This window comes from Nocardioides eburneus (assembly GCF_040838215.1).
GTDB lineage: Bacteria > Actinomycetota > Actinomycetes > Propionibacteriales > Nocardioidaceae > Nocardioides > Nocardioides eburneus.
The window spans coordinates 25679-44196 of record NZ_JBFPJR010000002.1 but is presented as its reverse complement, the minus strand read 5'-3'; the positions used below and the strand labels follow the sequence as shown (position 1 = coordinate 44196).

The following is an 18518-nucleotide window of genomic DNA, read 5'->3' as shown; positions in this document are numbered from 1 at the left end:
TCCCACGCGCACGCCTCCCCGGCGTGAACTCCGCGGTCAGCGACCTCCCGTACTCTCGCCTCATGGCCCTGCTCCGACGCCCGATCCTGATGCTGGCCCGCAGCGGGCGGGTCAAGGAGATGGTCACGACGATGCCGGTCTCGGCGGGGATCGTGCGCAGGTATGTCGCGGGGGAGCGGACCGCCGACGCCGTGCGTGCCACCCGCGAGCTCGTCGACGCCGGTCTGACGACGTCGATCGACTACCTCGGCGAGGACACCACCGACGAGAAGCGGGCCGAGGCGACGGTCGGGGCCTACCTCGAGCTGCTGCAGGCGCTCCACGACGCCGGCCTCGCGACGAGCGCCGAGGTGTCGGTCAAGCTCTCCGCGATCGGGCAGTACCTCCCCGGTGGTGACCGCGTCGCCCTCGAGAACGCGCGTCGGATCTGCCGCGCGGCCGGCAACGTCGGCACCACGGTGACGCTCGACATGGAGGACCACACCACCACCGACGCAACGCTCCACACGCTCCGCGAGCTGCGCCAGGACTTCCCCGGGACGGGTGCCGTCCTCCAGGCCTACCTGCGTCGCACCGAGGCCGACTGCCGGCGCCTCGCCACCGAGGGCTCCCGTGTCCGTCTCTGCAAGGGGGCGTACGACGAGCCCGAGGACGTCGCGTTCACCGACCGGGTCGACGTCGACCGGTCCTACGTCCGCTGCCTGAAGGCGCTGCTGGCCGGCGACGGCTACCCGATGATCGCCACCCACGACCCGCGCATGATCGCGATCGCGCAGCATCTCGTCGACGAGTCCGGCCGAGAGCGGGGCAGCTATGAGTTCCAGATGCTCTACGGCACGCGCCCGGAGGAGCAGCGCCGGCTCGCCGGTCTCGGGGAGCGGATGCGCGTGTACGTCCCCTACGGCGAGGAGTGGTACGGCTATCTCATGCGCCGGCTCGCCGAGCGCCCGCAGAACCTCTCGTTCTTCCTCCGTTCCCTCCTCTCCCAGAAGTAGGTGCCCCACGTGACCATCCCGTCGACCGACCAGCCCCGCAGCGCCGCCCCCCTGACCGGGATCATCGGCGCCGGCGTCATGGGGGAGACGGTGCTCTCGGGGCTGCTCCGCGCGGGTCGCGCCGCCGACTCGCTCCTCGTGGTCGAGAAGCGGCCCGACCGCGCTGCGGAGCTCGAGGAGAAGTACGCCGTCCGCGTGGTCTCCCACCTGCACGCCGTCGGCGACGCGGACACCGTCATGCTCGTGGTGAAGCCGCAGGACATGGGGGCCGTGCTCGACGAGATCGCGCCGGTGCTGCGCGCCGGGCAGCTGCTCGTCTCGCTCGCGGCCGGCATCACCACGGGCTTCATCGAGGGGAAGGTGCCTGCCGGCGTCGCGGTCGTCCGGGTCATGCCGAACACGCCCGCCTTGGTCGACGAGGGCATGGCGGCGATCGCGCCCGGCACGAGCGTCGATGACGCCCACCTCGCCGAGGCGGAGGCGCTCCTCGGCGCGGTCGGCAAGGTCGTCCGCGTGCCCGAGCACCAGATGGACGCCGTCACCGCGGTGAGCGGGTCGGGGCCGGCGTACGTCTTCTATGTCGTGGAGGCCATGATCGAGGCCGGCGTCCACCTCGGCCTGCCGCGCACCGTGGCGAGCGACCTCGTCATCCAGACGCTCGTCGGCTCGGCGACCATGCTGCGCGAGACCGGCACCCACCCGACCGTCCTGCGCGAGCAGGTCACCTCGCCGGCCGGTACCACCGCCGCCGCGCTGCGCGAGCTCGACGACCACAAGGTCCGCGCCGCGTTCATCGCCGCGATGCAGGCCGCCGCCGAGCGGTCCCGCGAGCTGGCCGCCGGCAGCTGAGCGGGGCTGAGCCGGGCCGGGCCGTGGGCGGGCTGCCGTGGCGGTGGGGTGCGACCCCGGAGGAGGCCGCACGCGACTACCCCGCGGACTCCACCCTCGGCGTGCCCGTCCGGCGGCTCACCCGCGCCGTGGACGTCGCCGCGCCGCCGGAGCGCGTCTACCGCCGGCTGTGCCAGCTGGCGCTGGCACCGTACTCCTACGACTGGATCGACAACCGCGGCCGACGCAGCCCTCGCGGGCTCGTCCCCGGCGCCGACCGGATCGAGGTGGGCCAGGTCCTGATGCGGACCTATGCGGTGACCGCCGTCGAGCCGGGGCGCTCCTGGACCGGGATCATGCTGCCGCGGCTCGCGCGTGTCTTCGGCCCGACGGCGGTGACGTACGCCGCCGAGCCGGCCGCGGCGGGGACCCGGCTCGTCTGCCGGCTGGCGCTGGGGCAGCGTGGGCCGCTCGATCGCGTCCGGGGCAGGGCGCTCGCGTGGGCCGACGTGGTCATGGTGCGGCGTCAGTTGCTCACTCTGAGGGCGCTGGCCGAGGGCGACGGCCGTGCGGGGCGAAAGTCCCTGGACGAAGAGTGGTAATCGCGTAATTCTCATTACATGACTACCGAGGAGATCCGGGGCTGGTTCGCCGGCCGACTCCCGGAGGGGCTGTTCGAGGAGCTGGCCGACGTGATCGTCGACCGCGAGGAGATCACCGTCATCGGGCACATCGGCGCGCCCGCGGTGGCGGACGGAGCCGGCGACGCCGAGCGCCGCGCGAGCGTCGAGGGGCGGATCGCGGAGTTCCGCGAGCGCACCCGCCCGGACCGGATGGTCGTCGCCCGGGAGGCCGAGCGACGCTTCGACCGGAAGGTCTCCTGGGGCGTCGAGTGCGGCGGCGTCCGGGCCATGTTCACCACCGTCGCGGCGCCGGTGATGACCCGGCTGCGGCAGTCCGAGCGCCAGGTCCTCGACCTCCTGGTCGAGGCGGGTGTCGCTCGCAGCCGCAGCGACGCGCTCGGCTGGTGCGTCCGGCTCGTGCGCCAGCACTCCGACGAGTGGCTCACCGAGCTGCGCGAGTCGCTCGAGCACGTCCGGAAGGTGCGCGACAAGGGGCCCGGCGCCGCGGCCGGCTGACCGGCCGCGGCGTCCGTGTCTCCCTGCCGCGCGCCGCCACGGGCGACCCACAGCCGAACAGAATTCCGTTCGGCTCGCACCCTGGTCTCCGAGTTGGCGCGCATTGGGAGCGTGTTCGTGAGCACTCGGTCAGGCCGGCGAGGAGGGCCGGTACCGTCAGCGCCATGGATCTGCAGTGCCCCGGGCCGGCGACCGTGGTCTACGACCCGAGCCTGGGTGAGTACGACTTCGGTCCGAGTCACCCGATGGCGCCGCTGCGGGTCGACCTGACGATGCGGCTCGCTGACGAGCTCGGCGTGCTCGAGAGCGGCCTGCGAGTGGTGCCGGCACCGATGGCGTCCGAGGACCAGCTGCTGACCGTCCACTCGGAGGCTTACATCGACGCCGTCGAGCGGGCGGGCCGCACCCTGGAGCCCGACCTGGCCCACGGTCTTGGCACGGAGGACGACCCGGTCTTCCCGGCGATCCACCACGCCAGCGCCCACATCGCAGGCGCCAGCATCGAGGCCTGCCGCCAGGTGTGGAGCGGTGAGAGCCTGCACGCCGCGAACATCATGGGCGGGCTGCACCACGCGATGCGGGACCGGGCGAGCGGCTTCTGCATCTACAACGACGTCGCGGTGGGGATCCAGTGGCTCCTCGACCAGGGCGTCGAGCGGATCGCCTACGTCGACGTCGACGTCCACCACGGCGACGGGGTCGAGCGGGCGTTCTGGGACGACCCGCGGGTGCTCACCATCAGCCTGCACGAGACCGGGCAGATGCTCTTCCCCGGCACCGGCTTCCCCGACGAGACCGGCGGGCCCGACGCGCCGGGCAGCGCCGCCAACCTCGCCCTCCCGCCCGGGACGGCGGACCACGGCTGGCTGCGCGCCTTCCACGCCGTCGTACCCGACCTGGTGCGGGAGTTCGCGCCTCAGATCCTGGTGACCCAGCAGGGCTGCGACTCGCACACCGAGGATCCGCTCGCGCACCTCATGCTCACCGTGGACGGCCAGCGGGCGGCGTACCTCGCGCTCCACCAGCTCGCCCACGAGGTGACCGGCGGGAGGTGGGTCGCCTTCGGCGGGGGCGGGTACGCCGTCGTGGACGTCGTCCCGCGCGCCTGGACGCACCTCCTGGCGATCGTCGGCGGGCACCCGCTCGACCCGCGCACGGACACCCCGGAGGGCTGGCGCGAGCACATCACGCGTCTCCTTGGTGCGGTGGCGCCGCGGCGGATGACCGACGGTCGTGAGCCGCACTATCGCGCCTGGGAGTCCGGCTACGACCCGGCGACCTGGCTCGACCGCCAGATCAACGCGACCCGCAACGCCGTCTTCCCGCTCCACGGGCTCGATCCTCTTCCCTGAACGCGCCCGATCGGGGAGGGTGGGGAGTCATGGCCGGGCGAGCGCGTCCCGCCGGGTCCTGTGACGTTTGGTGCGCGTGCGAAGATCAATCGCGACACCCGAAATCAAACCGACACGCCGCGCCATGCAGAATCTCATGGGTTTCCTCTTCCCCATGAGTCACAGCAGGCTCTATTCTCACCACGGCGTGAGCATGTGGAAGCACCGGTGGGGAAGCCGGTGGCGTGCTCAGAGAAGAAAGAATCGGTGGACACGATGGCTGGCAACCCCACTCCGGGCGACATTTCCGACAGCAAGTTCCTGACCGTCGCCGAGGTGGCCGCGATGATGCGCGTCTCCAAGATGACCGTCTACCGGCTCGTCCACTCCGGCGAGCTGCCCGCCGTCCGTGTCGGCCGCTCCTTCCGGGTGCGCGAGGACGACGCGAACGTCTATCTCCAGAAGTCCTTCTACAACGCGGGCTGAGCGTGCCTTGACGGCGCGTCGCATGCGTTGTCGCGGCTCGGCGGTCCCTTCGCTCCCAGACCGCCGTCGCCGCTCCGCTTTGGCGCCGCGCGCGTCAAGGCGCGCTCAGTGTCACCGACCGACCACCGATTCCCCACCGCTGAGGGGCGCCGGTTAGGCTGTTCCGGTTCGACGTACCCTGCGCGTCCTCACGGGTGGGAGTCGTCGTTCGCCGGCGGACCTCGCCGGCGGAGTTGGCTGTTTCAACCATCGAAGGGTTTCCCGTGGGTTCCGTCATCAAGAAGCGCCGCAAGCGCATGGCCAAGAAGAAGCACCGCAAGCTGCTGAAGAAGACCCGCGTCCAGCGCCGCAAGCTCGGCAAGTGACGCGCTAGGCGCCTCGAAGGGGACATGGCGGAGCGCGCCGCCGGACCTGCCGGTCGACCCGGCAGAGTCGTCTTGGTCACCGGGGTCTCACGTGACCTCGGTCGTCGCTTCGCGCGCGCTGCCGCCGACCATCCAGGCGTCGAGCGGGTGATCGGTGTCGATGTCGTGCCTCCTCGGCGCGACATCGGCCGGATGTCCTTCGTCCGGGCCGACATCCGCAACCCGGTGATCGCCAAGGTGATCGCCAAGGAGGACGTCGACACCGTCGTCCACATGAGCGTCATCGCGACCCCCGGCTCCGCCGGGGGCCGGTCGATGATGAAGGAGCTCAACGTCATCGGGACGATGCAGCTCCTCGCGGCCTGCCAGCGATCGCCGTCGGTGCGGCAGCTCGTCGTGAAGTCGACGACCACCGTCTACGGCGCCAGCAGCCGCGACCCCGCGATGTTCTCCGAGGAGATGGAGCCTCGGCGGACGGCCTACGGCGGCTATGCCAAGGACGTCGCCGAGATCGAGGGCTACGTGCGCGGGTTCGCCCGGCGCCGGCCCGACGTCTGCGTGACCACGCTCCGCTTCGCGAACGTCCTCGGTCCCCGGATCGACAGTCCGCTGGCGTCCTACCTCCGGCTGCCGGTCATCCCGACCGTGCTCGGCTTCGACCCGCGGCTGCAGCTCCTCCACGAGCAGGACCTGTACGCCGCGCTCGCCCACGCGATCCGCGCCCGCGTCCCCGGGACGTTCAACATCGCCGGTGACGGCCTCCTCACGCTCTCCCAGGTCGTGCGCCGCCTGCAGCGTCCGACCCTCCCGCTGCCCAGCTTCGCGGTCGGCAGCGTCGGCGGCTTCCTGCGCCGGGCCCGGCTGACCGAGCTGCCGCCCGAGATGCGGTCCTTCCTCACCTTCGGACGCGGTGTCGACACGACCCGGATGCGGGAGACCCTCGGCTTCACCCCGGGCCACACCACGGCGCAGACCCTCGACGACTTCGCGTCCACGCTCACGCCGACCGGTGGGCGCACGGACCGGTTCCTGGCCGACCTGGAGCGCCGGCTCGCCGGTGCCGCCCCACCGGAGGTGAGCAGCCGTGGCTGACGCCGACATCATCCCGCTCGGCACCCGTGGGGAGCCGGGCCGTGGGACGGGCAAGGCGCCGTCCTCCGCGGCTCGGGGGCTCGCCGGTGCCTCCGGCCGGCCCCGTCCGGTGCGGAAGAAGAAGCCCTCCGCCGAGGAGTCGGCCGTTCCGGCCGAGGAGTCGGCCGAACCCGCCGAGGAGTCGGCCGAACCCCGCCCGGAGCGGTCGGCCGGCGGCGTACCTGTGGCGACCACCCGTGAGCGCCACCCGCTGCGCGGCATCCCGGCGTCGGACTGGAAGGCCGCCCTGGACTCGGCCGCACGGGAGGTGTTCGGCGCCGACTGGGAACCCCAGCTGGCGCGACTCCTCGCCTTCTGGCGTCGCCGCGTGACGGGCGACTACGACGTCGACGACTACGGCTTCGACCGCGAGCTCACCGAGCGCTTCCTCCTGGCCGTCCTGCGGCCGCTCAAGGAGAAGTGGTTCCGGATCGAGGTCCGCGGCATCGACAACATCCCGACCGACGGGGGAGCGCTCGTCGTCTCCAACCACTCCGGGACGCTGCCGGTCGACGCACTCATGACGATGGTGACGATCCACGACCATCTGGGTCGTGACCTGCGCCCGCTCGGCGCCGACCTGGTCTTCCGGATGCCGTTCGTCGGGATGCTGGCGCGCCGTAGCGGCGCCACGCTGGCCTGCAACGAGGACGTCGAGCGGATGCTGTGCGGCGGCGAGCTCGTCGGCGTCTGGCCGGAGGGCTTCAAGGGGATCGGCAAGCCCTACTCCGAGCGCTACAAGCTGCAGCGCTTCGGGCGCGGCGGCTTCGTCTCGGCCGCTCTGCGCACCGGCGTCCCGATCGTGCCGCTCTCCGTCGTGGGCGCCGAGGAGATCTATCCGCTGGTCGGCAACATCCCCGCACTCGCGAAGGTGCTGGGGCTGCCCTACCTCCCGATCACGCCGTTCTTCCCGCTGCTGGGGCCGCTCGGGATGGTCCCGCTGCCGTCGAAGTGGCTGATCGAGTTCGGCGAGCCGATCCGCACCGACGAGTACGACGACGGCGCGGCCGACGACCCGATGCTGGTCTTCGACGTCACCGACCAGGTGCGCGAGACGATCCAGCAGACGCTCTACACGCTGCTGATGCAGCGCGGCTCCGTCTTCCGCTGAGCCGGGCGGAGCCGGGCAGGATCAGGCCTCGGTCCGATCAGGGCGTGGGCGACGCGCCGAGCAGCCCACCGACGCCGGAGAGCAGGCCGCCGACCGTGCCGGTCACTCCTCCGACGACGTCACCGACGGTGTCGCCGAGGCCGGTGGTCGGCGACGAGGACGGCTCGCCGGCCTGGCCACTCGAGGAGCCTGTGGAGTCCGACGAGCCCGTGCCGCTGCTCGTGCCGGAGCCGGACGTCGTGTCGCCCGACGTGGAGCCGCCCTGAGAATCCTGGCCGGACGAGCTCTTCGTGCCCGTGCCGGAGCCGGACTTGGTGCTGCCCGGGGGCAGCTCGCCGGGCTTGACCGACGGAAGGGCGGGCCCGGGGAGGAGGCCGCCGTCGCCGGACGGCGAGGAGCCGGTCAGGCCCAGGTCGCCGGTCAGCCCGCTCGTCGTCGAGTCGAGCGTCGTGGAGACCGTGCGCAGGAGGTTCTGCGGGAGCTGGGTGATCCCGGGGCCGCAGCTCGGGCAGAGCGCCTGCGCCGCCTGGTCGATGAGCAACAGCGTCTGCGCCGCCTCGCCGATCGCGCCCTGCGCGCTCTCGGGCACCGCCGACTGCAGGTCGGAGAGGCGGGTGATGCCGTTGGACGCGAAGGACCGCAGGTCGTCGAGGCTCTTCGGGTTCTGGTGGTGCTGGTAGTCGTCGAGCAGCAGGTCGGAGGCCTTCGTCGCCTGCGACGAGAACGACTCGAGCGCCGTGCGGACGGCGGCGGAGTCGGCGGTGTGGTCGACGTCGGTCAGCTTGTGGACCTCGTCGAGACGGGTATCGGCGTCGGAGAGGAGCGTCGACCCCTTCGAGTGGTCGCTGATGACGAAGCCCGTGCGGACGTTCTCGATCGCCCTCTTGACGGGATAGAGCGTGTCGCCCGGGAGAGCGCCCTGCGAGGCGACGGCGGCGCCCGCCGTACCTCCGATGATCGCGAACGCCGCGATCCCGACAGTCAGCCGACGCTGGCGGCGGCCCGCTGAGGAGGAGCGCGACAGGCTCTGCACGGTCAGCTTCGCGGCGACGGCGTCGCTGGTCGGCGAGGCGAACTCGGTCTCCGCGGCCGCCATCAGCCGTTCCCGCAGCGCCACGGAGAAGTCCGCGCGCGGCGCGACCGCGGGCAGCTCGCGCAGCCCCGTCGCCAGCGCGGCGAGCTCGCTCAGCTCGTCGTGGGGCGTGGCTGTCGCGCCGGACGAGGCCTCTGCCTCGACCAGTCGGTGGAACTCGTCGGCGCGTCGCCGCGCCGGAAACGCCGGGCTCATCGTGGTCCTACTCGGGTTGAACGTGGAGCGGTCGTGGGGACCGGCCCCGACGGGGCTACCGCGATCGCTCTGCTCAACGATACGTCCGCGCGCGGGGTTACGCGCCTGCGCGCGTGACGACGGACACGGGGCTCGGGAGCATTCCTCAGGGCAGTCATCAGCCGCGCAGTCCGTCGGGCATCAACTTCGCGAGGTTGCGGATCCCGCGCAGCTGAAGCTGCTTGATGGCGCCGTCGCTGCGACCCAGGACGGCCGCGGTCTCGGCGATGCTCAGTCCCTGGAGGAAGCGCATGACGACGCAGTCGCGCTGCTCGCCGGGGAGCTTGGAGAGCGCCTCGAGAAGGATCTCGTTGGTGATGCTCGCCAGGACGGAGCGCTCCGGACCGTCGTCGGTGGCATCGTCGTGCAGCCCCATGTCCTCGGTGGTGAGCTCCAGGCGGGTCCGGCCGGCCTTGAAGTGGTCCGTCGCGAGGTTGCGCGCGATCGTCATGAGCCAGGCGCCGAAGTCCTTGCCCTGCCACCGGAAGCCGGTCATCGAGCGCAGGGCGCGGAAGAACGTCTCCGAGGTGAGGTCCTCCGCGAGCGCGACCGATCGCGTCCGGTAGAAGAGGAAGCGGTAGACCGCGCCGTGGTAGTGGTCATACAGCAGCCCGAACGCCTCGGTGTCGCCCTTGCGGGCAAGCTCGACCAGCGCAATGAGACGGGAGCGCCCCTCCTCGGAGTCCTCCGAGGAGGTCGCCTGGCCGGTGTCGTCGGGCGGGTCGTCCGACGGGTCACCGGCGTCCTCGGCGGAGCCGGTGCCGTACGCCGTCGACCGCCCGGACGACCGGCCGGTCGTCGCCTCGGAGAGGAACATGCCGCCACCGGGCAGCGCCGGGGAGGGCTGGAGGCTCGCCAGAGTGCGCGCGAGCTCGGCGCGCAGAGCACCGAGACCGCGCGCGACATCGCCAGCGTGCCAAGGCATTGGGTTCCCTCCCGACGTGCTCCCGGCCCCTAGGGAACCACTGACCAATCCCGCCTGCTGCGCGACGGCGCTCTTGACCAGCGCTTCCCTAAGCCGGTGCCACTCTACGACGGAAGGGTTCCTGTGTCAGGTGCCTCACTAAGATCCGGACGACGGCCGGTCAGCGTCGGCGCGGGCGCAGCGCGATGCCGGCGGCGACCGCGCCGGTCGCCGCGCCGCCCAGCGCCGTCGCGATCATCCCGGCCCGCGCCGCCTTGCGTCCGGTGCGGTAGTCGCGGATCCGCCAGCCCATGGCGCGGGCGTGGGCACGCAGCTTGTGGTCGGGGTTGACCGCGCACGGATCGCCGACGAGCGAGAGCATCGGCAGGTCGTTGGCGGAGTCGGAGTACGCCGCGCAGCGGCTGAGGTCGAGCCCCTCGCGCGCCGCGATCGCCTTGACCGCCTCCGCCTTGGCCGGGCCGTGCAGCATCTCGCCGACGAGCCGGCCCGTGTAGACGCCGTCGACGTGCTCGGCGACCGTGCCGAGCGCGCCGGTGAGTCCGAGCCGGCGGGCGATGATCTGCGCGATCTCGACCGGTGCGGCGGTGACGAGCCAGACCCGCTGACCGCGGTCGACGTGGGACTGCGCGAGCGCGCGCGTCCCGGGCCAGATGCGGTGGGCCATCGCCTCGTCGAAGATCTCCTCGCCCAGCTCCTGGAGCTCGGCGACGGTGTGGCCCTCGATGAACGACAGCGCCGAGCTGCGTGCCGACTCCATGTGAGCCGGGTCCTCGACACCGACGACTCTGAAGTACGCCTGCTTGTAGGCCGCGCCGAGGATCTCCCGCGTGGTGAAGAACCTGCGCCGGTGGAGCCCGCGGGCGAGGTGGAAGATCGTGGCGCCCTGCATGATCGTGTTGTCCACGTCGAAGAACGCCGCCGCCTCGGCGTCGCCCGCACCGTCGAGGGCCGTCTCGACCTCGGCCGCGGCCGCCGACGCCTCGCCGGCCAGCGCGGAGCGCCGCCTCAGGTCACGGCGCCGCAGCTCGGCCCGGCGGCGCTGCTGGTCCCGGCTGCTGGTCACGCGGGTCACTGTAGTGGTCCGCCGCTGCCCGCGGAGGGAGCAGAATGGGTCTGTCATGACTGCGCGCATCACTTTCTACTCCCGGCCCGGGTGCCACCTCTGCGACGACGCCCGGGTGGTGATCGAGAAGGTGTGCGCCGACACGGGGACGTCGTACGACGAGATCTCGATCGACGACGACCCCGCGCTGCAGGAGCGCTTCGGGGAGGAGATCCCCGTGACGTTCGTCGACGGGCGGCAGCACGACTTCTGGCGGGTCTCCGAGGAGCGGCTGCGTGCCGCCCTCGCGCGACCGGTCTGAGGCGCGTCGCCTGCGGCGTGGCCGTCGACCCCGCCGCATGTGTCGTCGGCCACATGTGCTACGTGACCGCGATGCGGCGCCCGTCACTCGGTTTGTTCTCAATTGCACGAACTCCTAGAGTGAACAAGCCGTAGGACGATCCCGGGCTGCCCAGTAGCCCCCGTTCGCGGCCTGTCTTGAGAGAGCTGAGCGTGACGGCACGGAGCACCACCGACACGACCCGGGACATCCCCGAGGCGACCGTGGCTCGTCTCCCCGTCTATCTGCGGGCGCTCATCTCGCTGGCCGACCGCAACATCGCGGTCTGCTCCTCCGAGGAGCTCGCCGCCGCGGCCGGCGTCAACTCCGCCAAGCTTCGCAAGGACCTCTCCTACCTGGGCTCCTACGGCACCCGGGGAGTGGGGTACGACGTCGACTACCTGCGCTACCAGATCGCCCGTGAGATCGGCGGGACCCAGGAGTGGCCCGTCGTCATCGTCGGCATCGGCAACCTGGGCCACGCCTTGGCCAGCTTCTCCGGCTTCCGCAGCCGGGGCTTCCGCATCGTGGCGCTGCTCGACGCCGACGCGAGCCTCCACGGCAAGGAGGTGGCCGGCATCGCGGTGCGTCCGTTCGACGAGCTGGCCGCGATCGTCGCGGAGCAGCAGGTGGCGATCGGCGTGATCTCGGTCCCGGCCCCGGCGGCCCAAGACGTCGCGGACGCGATGGTGCAGGCCGGCGTCAGCAGCATCCTCAACTTCGCTCCGGTGGTGCTCTCGGTGCCGCCCGGTGTCGACGTACGGAAGGTGGACCTCTCCATCGAGCTCCAGATCCTGGCCTACCACGAGTCCCGGAAGGCCCACACCGAAGCTGCCGACCTCGACGGGATGCCGAGCGGCCGTGTCAACAGCGTCAGTGGCGCCGCGGCGCCGGAGGTGAGTGCGTGAGCGAGCGAACGGTTCAAGGTGCGTCCGTGGCGCCGTCCATGGATGGATCGGTGCACCGAGCGAAGCGAGCACGCCGATGAGCGTCCTGGTCGTTGGCATCTCCCACAACTCGGCGCCCGTCTCGATGCTCGAGGCGGCCTCCGTCGACGCCGAGGGGCTGCAGAAGCTCGTCACCGACGTCGCCCACGCCGAGCACGTCACCGAGGCTGCGGTCATCGCGACCTGCAACCGACTCGAGATCTACACCGAGGTCGAGCGCTTCCACGGCTCGGTCGAGGAGCTTTCGCGCAAGATCATCGAGCGCGCCGGTGAGTCGGTCGACACGATGCTCCCGCACCTCTACGTCCACTACGACGACGGTGCGGTCTCCCACCTCTTCCAGGTCGCCGCCGGCCTGGACTCGATGGCGGTCGGCGAGGGCCAGATCCTCGGCCAGACCCGGGCCGCGCTCCAGCTCGGCCAGGAGCTCGGCACCGTCGGCCCCGCCCTCAACTCGCTCTTCCAGCAGGCCCTCCGCGTCGGCAAGCGCACGCGTGCGGAGACCGACATCGACCGCGCCGCGCCGTCGCTCGTGACCGCGTCGCTGGTCCGCGCCGAGCGGGCGGTCGGCCCGATCGCCGGCAAGCGGGTCGTCATCGTCGGGGCAGGCGCGATGGCCGGTCTCGCCACGGCGACCGTCGCCCGCGCCGGCGCGGGCGAGATCGTCATCGTCAACCGGACCGAGGAGCGCGCCGCCCGCCTCGCGCAGGAGTACGGCGGTCGGGCGGCCGCCCTGCCGACGCTGGCCGCCGAGATCGCCGCGGCCGACGTCGTCGTCACCTGCGCCGGCGCGCGCGGCGTGCTCGTCACCTCGCCCATGGTGGCCGACCGGGCCGAGCGCCCCGTCGCGCTCATCGACCTGGCGCTGCCGCACGACATCGACCCCGCGGTCGCCGAGCTGGCGGGTGTCGCGCTCGTCGACCTGGCCACCCTGGCCGAGGAGCTGCACGAGTCGGAGGCGGGGCAGGAGGTCGCCGCCGTACGCGACATCGTGACGCAGGAGGTCGCCGCCTTCGTCAGCGCGCGCAAGCAGGCCAGCGTCACCCCGACGGTCGTCGCGCTGCGGTCGATGGCCACCAGCGTGGTCGACGCCGAGATGGCGCGCCTCGACGGTCGCCTGCCCGAGCTCGACGCGGCCACCCGCGCGGAGATCCTCCACGCCGTGCGCCGGGTCGCCGACAAGCTGCTCCACGAGCCGACCGTCCGCGTCAAGGAGCTCGCCAACGAGACCGGCGCGGTGTCCTACGCGGCCGCCCTGGCCGAGCTGTTCGCGCTCGACCCGGAGGCCGTGACCGCCGTGACCCGGCCGGACGTGCCGGAGGGACCGAAGTGACGACCACGCCGACACCCCACCCGATCCGGCTCGGGACCCGCCGGTCCCTGCTCGCCCGCACGCAGTCCGGCCACGTCGCCGACCTCGTCCGTGCGCTCGGCCGCGAGGTCGAGCTGGTCGAGATCACGTCCGACGGCGACCGCAGCCAGGCGGCCGGCACGCCACTCGCCGGCACCCCCTCCACCGGGGTGTTCGTGAGCGCGCTGCGCGACGCGCTGCTGGCCGGTGAGATCGACGTCGCGGTGCACTCGCTCAAGGACCTTCCGACCTACCCGCAGGAGGGGATCACGCTCGTCGCCGTACCCCCGCGTGAGGACCCGCGCGACGTCGTCGTCGCGCGTGACGGACTGACCCTCGGCGAGCTCCCGCAAGGGGCGAAGGTCGGCACCGGATCGCCCCGGCGGGCCGCGCAGATCCAGGCCCTCGGTCTCGGTTTGGACCTCGTCGGCGTCCGTGGGAACGTGGACTCCCGAATCGGCAAGGTCCGGTCCGGTGAGTACGACGCCGTCGTGCTCGCCCGCGCCGGCCTCGCCCGCATCGACCGACTCGACGAGGTCTCCGAGGTGCTCGATCCGCTGCAGGTCCTGCCCGCTCCCGGTCAGGGGGCGCTGGCTGTCGAGTGCCGCACCGACGACGCCGAGATGGTCGCTCTCCTCTCCGGGCTGGACGACCCCTTCACGCGGGCGGCCGTCGAGGCCGAGCGTGCCGTCCTCGCGACCCTCGAGGGCGGCTGCGCCGCGCCGATCGGCACCCTCGCCGAGGTCGTCGAGGGCGAGGAGGGCGTGGAGCTGTGGGTGCGCGCGGTCGTGCTCTCTCCGGACGGCTCCCGGGCGATCCGCCTCTCCGCGACGGGCCTGGTCGACGACGCCGCCGGCGTCGGCACCCGCCTCGCCGAAGAGATGCTCGCCGAGGGGGCTGCTGACCTCAACGCGGAACTGAACGCGGAACTGAACAAGGGCGACGGCTCTGACTCCGCCGCTCCCGAGCTGGACAAGGTGCACAACGCATGACCCGAGCAAAGATCACCGAGCAGAAGGCCGCGTCGGATGCGTCCGAGACCCAGGGCTGGGTCTCGTTCGTCGGCAGCGGTCCGGGTGACCCCGAGCTGCTCACCGTGCGGGCGCTCGAGCTGCTCCGCCGGGCCGAGGTCGTCGTGACCGAGGCACCAGAGCACACGCCGATGGTGGAGCAGCTCCTCGGCGGCGATGGCCCCGAGATCGTCGACGGCGGTTTCGGCGAGGACGGCCAGCCGCTGACCCACGCCGCGCGTGCCAAGGTCGTCGTCAAGCAGGCGAAGCGCGGCCGCCGCGTCGTACGCCTCATGAGCGGCGACCCGTTCCTCTACGCCTCGGGACCCGAGGAGGCGCAGGCCTGCGCGAAGGCGGGGATCGGCTTCGAGATCGTGCCCGGTGTCTCCTCCGTCAACGCGGTCCCGGCGTACGCCGGCATCCCGCTGACCACGAAGGACCACCGCGAGGTCGCCGTCGTGACCTGCGGCGAGAAGGTCGACTGGTCGCAGTACGCCGACGACCGCACCCTCGTGCTGCTCTCGGGCGTCGGCCTGGTCGGCGACATCGCCAAGGAGCTCGTCGCCGCCGGTCGCTCGCCGCAGACGCCGGTCGCCATGACCCGGGTCGGCACCACCACCGAGCAGGCCACGGTCACCTCGACGCTGGAGAACATCGCCGCGGACGCGCGCGCCGCGCGGATGGCGCCGCCGGCCGTCATCGTGGTCGGCAAGGTCGTCGACCTGCGCGAGACCCTGTCGTGGTTCGAGACCAAGCCGCTCTTCGGCTGGCGCGTGCTCGTGCCGCGCACGAAGGAGCAGGCGCCGGCACTCTCGCAGAAGCTGCGCGGGTTCGGCGCGGTGCCCGAGGAGGTCCCCACCATCTCCGTCGAGCCGCCGCGCAACCCGCAGCAGATGGACAAGGCCATCCGCGGCCTCGTCGAGGGTCGCTACGAGTGGATCGCGTTCACCTCGATCAACGCGGTCCGTGCCGTCCGCGAGAAGTTCGACGAGTACGGCCTCGACTGCCGTGCCTTCTCCGGTCTCAAGATCGCCGCGGTCGGTGAGAAGACCTCCCAGGCGCTGGCCGACTGGGGCCTGCGCGCCGACCTCGTGCCCGAGGGCGACAACCAGTCGGCTGCCGGCCTGCTCGAGGTCTGGCCGGAGTACGACGAGGTCCTCGACCCGATCAACCGGGTGTTCCTGCCTCGGGCCGACATCGCCACCGAGAACCTCGTCGCGGGCCTGGTCGACCTGGGCTGGGAGTGCGACGACGTGACGGCCTACCGCACCGTGCGGGCCGCGCCGCCGCCGGCGCCGACCCGGGAGGCGATCAAGACCGGCAAGTTCGACGCCGTCGTCTTCACCTCGTCCTCGACCGTCCGCAACCTCGTCGGGATCGCCGGCAAGCCGCACGCCTCGACCGTCATCGCGGTCATCGGCCCGGCCACCGCGAAGACCGCCGAGGAGCACGGCCTGCGGGTCGACGTGATGGCCCCGTCGCCGTCGATCGAGGCCCTCACCGACGCGCTCGCCGCCTTCGGCGCCGCGCGGCGTGCCTCGCTCATCGAATCGGGCCAGCCGGTCACCAAGCCGTCGGAGCGCAAGCCGGCCGGCCGGCGGGCGCGCGCCAAGTGAGGAGCTGAACGCGATGGCCATCGAGCGACCGATCGTCCGCCCACGTCGCCTGCGGCGTACGCCGGCCCTGCGCCGGATGGTCGCCGAGACCTCGGTGGAGGCCCGCAACCTGGTGCTGCCGGTCTTCGTCCGCGAGGGCGCGAGCGAGCCGGTGCCGATCTCGTCGATGCCGGGCGTGGTCCAGCACAGCCGGGACTCGCTCCGCAAGGCGGCCGCTGAGGCCGCCGAGGCGGGCATCGGCGGGATCATGCTCTTCGGCGTCCCGACGCAGAAGGACGCGGTCGGCTCCGGTGCCTGTGACCCGGCCGGGATCCTCAACGTCGCGATCGCGGACGTCGTCGCCGAGGTCGGCGACGCGCTGACCGTGATGAGCGACCTCTGCCTCGACGAGTTCACCGACCACGGCCACTGCGGCGTGCTCGACGCGGCGGGCCGGATCGACAACGACGCGACGCTCGAGGTGTACGCCGAGATGGCCCGCGCCCAGGCCGACGCCGGCGTCCACATGGTCGGGCCGTCGGGGATGATGGACGGCCAGGTCGCCGTGATCCGCGAGGCGCTCGACGGTGCCGGCCACGAGGACGTGTCGATCCTGGCCTACTCCGCCAAGTACGCCTCCGCGTTCTACGGTCCCTTCCGCGAGGCCGTCGACTCCTCGCTGCAGGGCGACCGCAGGACCTATCAGCAGGACCCGGCGAACGCGCTCGAGGGCGTCCGCGAGGCGCTGCTCGACGTGGAGCAGGGGGCTGACCTGGTCATGGTGAAGCCGGGCCTGCCCTACCTCGACGTCCTGCGCGCGGTCCGCGACGCCGTGGACGTCCCGGTGGCGTCCTACAACATCTCGGGGGAGTACTCCATGCTCGAGGCCGCTGCGGCCCAGGGCTGGATCGACCGCGAGCCGGCCATCCTGGAGACGCTCACCGCCTTCCGGCGAGCCGGTGCCGACGTCATCCTCACCTACTGGGCCGTCGAGGCCGCGCGGCTCCTCGCGCGCTGACTGGGCGGCGCGTCCGCCCCAAGGTCTGCTGGCTCAGGCTCTGGACACCGTGAGGTCCGGCGGCGGGCACCCGTGGGGTCGCCCGCGTTGTCGGACAGGAGTGGCGAAGGCCGCCACTCCCGCGGAGGGAGTGGCGGCCTTCGCCGCAGATTTTGCTAGTTGACCAGCTTGTTGACGCAGGTCGTCAAGTCGCTGGCGACACCCTTGCCGCCCGGCAGGAGGTTGAGGGCCGACACGATCTGCTCGAGGCTACCGCCGAGAACTCCGCCCAAGAGGCTTTGGAAGCTCTGGGGTACGACCTCCCCGAGGCACTGCGTGGTCGCCTGCGCCTTTGAGATCGTGTTGTCGACCGGCGGGACGCCCGTGCTCGGCAGGCCCACCGGGGGCAGCGACGGGGTGCTGGTCGCCGGCGGCGGGGTGGTGGTGCCCTTGTCCCCACTGCCGGAGCTCTTGCTCCCGGACTGCTTGGATCCGCTGCCGGAGGTGGAGGGAGCGGTGGTGGAGGTGCTGCTGGGGCCGCTGGCGGAGCCCGTCGAGCCGCCCTGGTGGCCCTTGATGCCCTTGCTGCCGTGCTTGGCGCCGTGGGAGGCGGCCGCCGGGGGAGTGGACGGGGTGAAGGTCCAGTCGGTGGTGACGGTGTTGTCGGGCACCGAGGTGTAGTCACCGGCGGCGTAGGCCTTGGCGACGCCGAGGACTGTCGCGACGTAGGACTGGCTGTGGTTGTAGCGGAAGACGGCGGCGCGCTGGCCCGCGGCGGTGGCGAGGTCCTCGTCGCCGGAGCAGAGGTAGACGGCGGTCGCGAGCGCGGCGTCGTTGATGTCCTGCGGGTTGCGCTTGCCGTCGCCGTCCGCGTCGACGCCCACCATCGACCAGGTCGACGGGATGAACTGCATCGGTCCGACCGCGCGGTCATAGGCGGTGTCGCCGTCGAAGCTGCCGCCGTCGGTGTCCTTGATCAGGGAGGTGCCCTTGCCGTTGAGGGCGGGCCCGAAGATGCCGGGCGTCGAGATGCCGGCGGTGGTGAGACGGTTGCCGTCGGCGCGGCCGTGGTTGGACTCGACCCGGCCGATCGCGGCGATCAGCGGCCAGTCGAGGTGACAGCTCTTGTCGGCGTCGTCGATGACGGTCGCCGCGCGCTGGTAGGCGGCGAGCGCGGCCGCCGGGATGCCGGACGAGGTCGCCGTGGAGACGATCGTCGAGGCCTTCTTCTGGGTCAGGCCGCCGGTCGACGACGTCGGCGCGGAGACACTCGCCGGCGCCGTGATCGGCGCGGACGGCAGCGCCGTCCCGTCGGGCAGGCTCGCCGACGGGGTGCTCACCGACGCGACCGCGGAGGTCTGCGTCAGGCCGGTGACGTTGACGGTCCAGGCCGCGGACAGCACCGCGAGTGGCACGAGTGCCGTGGCCTTGCGAACGCGCCCGGAGCGCGAAGCCGACATGTACTACTCCCTTGATCTCGCCGCACGGCGTCGTACGGCGTGCTCCCTCATACGTCAAGCCACAACGAAGCGTGTCACGGACAAGTTACGCATGTCACTGTTCCCACCTGAGTTCGCCTTGAACCGCGCCTGCGGGAC

Annotated in this window: 19 protein-coding genes; 15 read left to right on the top strand and 4 right to left on the bottom strand. The window is 72.1% G+C overall.

The features are described from left to right. Positions 1-62 precede the first annotated feature (62 nt). The 9 genes from AB3X52_RS01325 (at position 63) to AB3X52_RS01285 (ending at position 7386) form a co-directional block, all read left to right on the top strand. Complete coding sequence (locus AB3X52_RS01325; RefSeq protein WP_437440523.1) at positions 63-995, top strand: proline dehydrogenase family protein; 933 nt, start codon at positions 63-65, stop codon at positions 993-995. 9 nt (positions 996-1004) lie between these two features. Next, positions 1005-1844 (top strand): pyrroline-5-carboxylate reductase, encoded by an 840-nt coding sequence (gene proC / locus AB3X52_RS01320; protein WP_367990895.1) that lies wholly within the window; start codon positions 1005-1007, stop codon positions 1842-1844. A gap of 23 nt (positions 1845-1867) precedes the next feature. Beyond that, positions 1868-2425, top strand: a complete 558-nt coding sequence (locus AB3X52_RS01315; RefSeq protein ID WP_367990894.1) for a hypothetical protein — start codon at positions 1868-1870, stop codon at positions 2423-2425. Positions 2426-2443: 18 nt separating this feature from the next. Continuing rightward, the gene (abmR, locus tag AB3X52_RS01310) at positions 2444-2962 is read left to right on the top strand and encodes an ATP-binding transcription factor AbmR (protein WP_367990893.1); all 519 of its coding nucleotides are present in this window, start codon (positions 2444-2446) and stop codon (positions 2960-2962) included. Between the two features lie 164 nt (positions 2963-3126). Further along, entirely contained in the window at positions 3127-4314 is a 1188-nt protein-coding gene (locus tag AB3X52_RS01305; RefSeq protein WP_367990892.1) for an acetoin utilization protein AcuC, read from the top strand. A gap of 255 nt (positions 4315-4569) precedes the next feature. Then, on the top strand, positions 4570-4779 hold the full coding sequence (locus tag AB3X52_RS01300; RefSeq protein WP_367991025.1) for a helix-turn-helix domain-containing protein: 210 nt from the start codon (positions 4570-4572) through the stop codon (positions 4777-4779). Positions 4780-5042: 263 nt separating this feature from the next. Beyond that, entirely contained in the window at positions 5043-5144 is a 102-nt protein-coding gene (locus AB3X52_RS01295) for a 30S ribosomal protein bS22 (protein WP_008356322.1), read from the top strand. Between the two features lie 24 nt (positions 5145-5168). Next, on the top strand, positions 5169-6236 hold the full coding sequence (locus AB3X52_RS01290) for an NAD-dependent epimerase/dehydratase family protein (RefSeq protein ID WP_367990891.1): 1068 nt from the start codon (positions 5169-5171) through the stop codon (positions 6234-6236). Then, positions 6229-7386, top strand: coding sequence for a lysophospholipid acyltransferase family protein (locus AB3X52_RS01285; protein WP_367990890.1), 1158 nt, complete (start codon positions 6229-6231; stop codon positions 7384-7386). Before AB3X52_RS01290 ends, AB3X52_RS01285 begins: the two co-directional genes overlap by 8 nt. 37 nt (positions 7387-7423) lie before the next feature. On the opposite strand, the gene AB3X52_RS01280 is transcribed toward AB3X52_RS01285, so the two are convergent. The 3 genes from AB3X52_RS01280 to AB3X52_RS01270 all read right to left on the bottom strand — a co-directional run bounded on the left by AB3X52_RS01280 (position 7424) and on the right by AB3X52_RS01270 (position 10701). After that, positions 7424-8674 carry a DUF5667 domain-containing protein gene (locus AB3X52_RS01280; protein WP_367990889.1) on the bottom strand — a complete coding sequence of 417 codons (1251 nt, stop codon included), beginning with the start codon at positions 8672-8674 and terminating at the stop codon, positions 7424-7426. Between the two features lie 157 nt (positions 8675-8831). Further along, positions 8832-9638 (bottom strand): sigma-70 family RNA polymerase sigma factor, encoded by an 807-nt coding sequence (locus AB3X52_RS01275; protein ID WP_367990888.1) that lies wholly within the window; start codon positions 9636-9638, stop codon positions 8832-8834. Between the two features lie 160 nt (positions 9639-9798). After that, the gene (locus AB3X52_RS01270) at positions 9799-10701 is read right to left on the bottom strand and encodes an HAD family hydrolase (protein WP_367990887.1); all 903 of its coding nucleotides are present in this window, start codon (positions 10699-10701) and stop codon (positions 9799-9801) included. 55 nt (positions 10702-10756) lie between these two features. Here AB3X52_RS01270 and AB3X52_RS01265 point away from each other — a divergent pair, with 55 nt between their 5' ends. The 6 genes from AB3X52_RS01265 to hemB all read left to right on the top strand — a co-directional run bounded on the left by AB3X52_RS01265 (position 10757) and on the right by hemB (position 16941). After that, the gene (locus AB3X52_RS01265; protein ID WP_367990886.1) at positions 10757-11002 is read left to right on the top strand and encodes a glutaredoxin family protein; all 246 of its coding nucleotides are present in this window, start codon (positions 10757-10759) and stop codon (positions 11000-11002) included. A 191-nt stretch (positions 11003-11193) separates the two neighbouring features. After that, positions 11194-11928 carry a redox-sensing transcriptional repressor Rex gene (locus AB3X52_RS01260; RefSeq protein WP_367990885.1) on the top strand — a complete coding sequence of 245 codons (735 nt, stop codon included), beginning with the start codon at positions 11194-11196 and terminating at the stop codon, positions 11926-11928. Between the two features lie 76 nt (positions 11929-12004). Next, a complete protein-coding gene (locus AB3X52_RS01255; protein ID WP_367990884.1) occupies positions 12005-13300 on the top strand; it encodes a glutamyl-tRNA reductase in 1296 nt (431 codons plus the stop codon). Then, positions 13297-14310 carry a hydroxymethylbilane synthase gene (gene hemC, locus AB3X52_RS01250; protein ID WP_367990883.1) on the top strand — a complete coding sequence of 338 codons (1014 nt, stop codon included), beginning with the start codon at positions 13297-13299 and terminating at the stop codon, positions 14308-14310. The genes AB3X52_RS01255 and hemC overlap by 4 nt, the downstream gene beginning before the upstream one ends. Continuing rightward, positions 14307-15944 (top strand): uroporphyrinogen-III C-methyltransferase, encoded by a 1638-nt coding sequence (gene cobA, locus AB3X52_RS01245; RefSeq protein WP_367990882.1) that lies wholly within the window; start codon positions 14307-14309, stop codon positions 15942-15944. The genes hemC and cobA overlap by 4 nt, the downstream gene beginning before the upstream one ends. 13 nt (positions 15945-15957) lie before the next feature. Beyond that, complete coding sequence (gene hemB, locus AB3X52_RS01240; RefSeq protein ID WP_367990881.1) at positions 15958-16941, top strand: porphobilinogen synthase; 984 nt, start codon at positions 15958-15960, stop codon at positions 16939-16941. A gap of 155 nt (positions 16942-17096) precedes the next feature. On the opposite strand, the gene AB3X52_RS01235 is transcribed toward hemB, so the two are convergent. Next, positions 17097-18380 (bottom strand): lytic transglycosylase domain-containing protein, encoded by a 1284-nt coding sequence (locus AB3X52_RS01235; RefSeq protein ID WP_367990880.1) that lies wholly within the window; start codon positions 18378-18380, stop codon positions 17097-17099. Positions 18381-18518 lie beyond the last annotated feature (138 nt).

Excerpts from the sequence above, each read along its gene's own strand:
- AB3X52_RS01280 (WP_367990889.1), bottom strand. The coding sequence starts at position 8,674 with ATGAGCCCGGCGTTTCCGGCGCGGCGACGCGCCGACGAGTTCCACCGA.
- AB3X52_RS01265 (WP_367990886.1), top strand. The coding sequence starts at position 10,757 with ATGACTGCGCGCATCACTTTCTACTCCCGGCCCGGGTGCCACCTCTGC.
- AB3X52_RS01275 (WP_367990888.1), bottom strand. The coding sequence starts at position 9,638 with ATGCCTTGGCACGCTGGCGATGTCGCGCGCGGTCTCGGTGCTCTGCGC.
- abmR (WP_367990893.1), top strand. The coding sequence starts at position 2,444 with ATGACTACCGAGGAGATCCGGGGCTGGTTCGCCGGCCGACTCCCGGAG.
- AB3X52_RS01255 (WP_367990884.1), top strand. The coding sequence starts at position 12,005 with ATGAGCGTCCTGGTCGTTGGCATCTCCCACAACTCGGCGCCCGTCTCG.
- AB3X52_RS01305 (WP_367990892.1), top strand. The coding sequence starts at position 3,127 with ATGGATCTGCAGTGCCCCGGGCCGGCGACCGTGGTCTACGACCCGAGC.
- hemB (WP_367990881.1), top strand. The coding sequence starts at position 15,958 with ATGGCCATCGAGCGACCGATCGTCCGCCCACGTCGCCTGCGGCGTACG.
- AB3X52_RS01235 (WP_367990880.1), bottom strand. The coding sequence starts at position 18,380 with ATGTCGGCTTCGCGCTCCGGGCGCGTTCGCAAGGCCACGGCACTCGTG.
- AB3X52_RS01300 (WP_367991025.1), top strand. The coding sequence starts at position 4,570 with ATGGCTGGCAACCCCACTCCGGGCGACATTTCCGACAGCAAGTTCCTG.
- cobA (WP_367990882.1), top strand. The coding sequence starts at position 14,307 with ATGACCCGAGCAAAGATCACCGAGCAGAAGGCCGCGTCGGATGCGTCC.
- AB3X52_RS01290 (WP_367990891.1), top strand. The coding sequence starts at position 5,169 with ATGGCGGAGCGCGCCGCCGGACCTGCCGGTCGACCCGGCAGAGTCGTC.
- AB3X52_RS01325 (WP_437440523.1), top strand. The coding sequence starts at position 63 with ATGGCCCTGCTCCGACGCCCGATCCTGATGCTGGCCCGCAGCGGGCGG.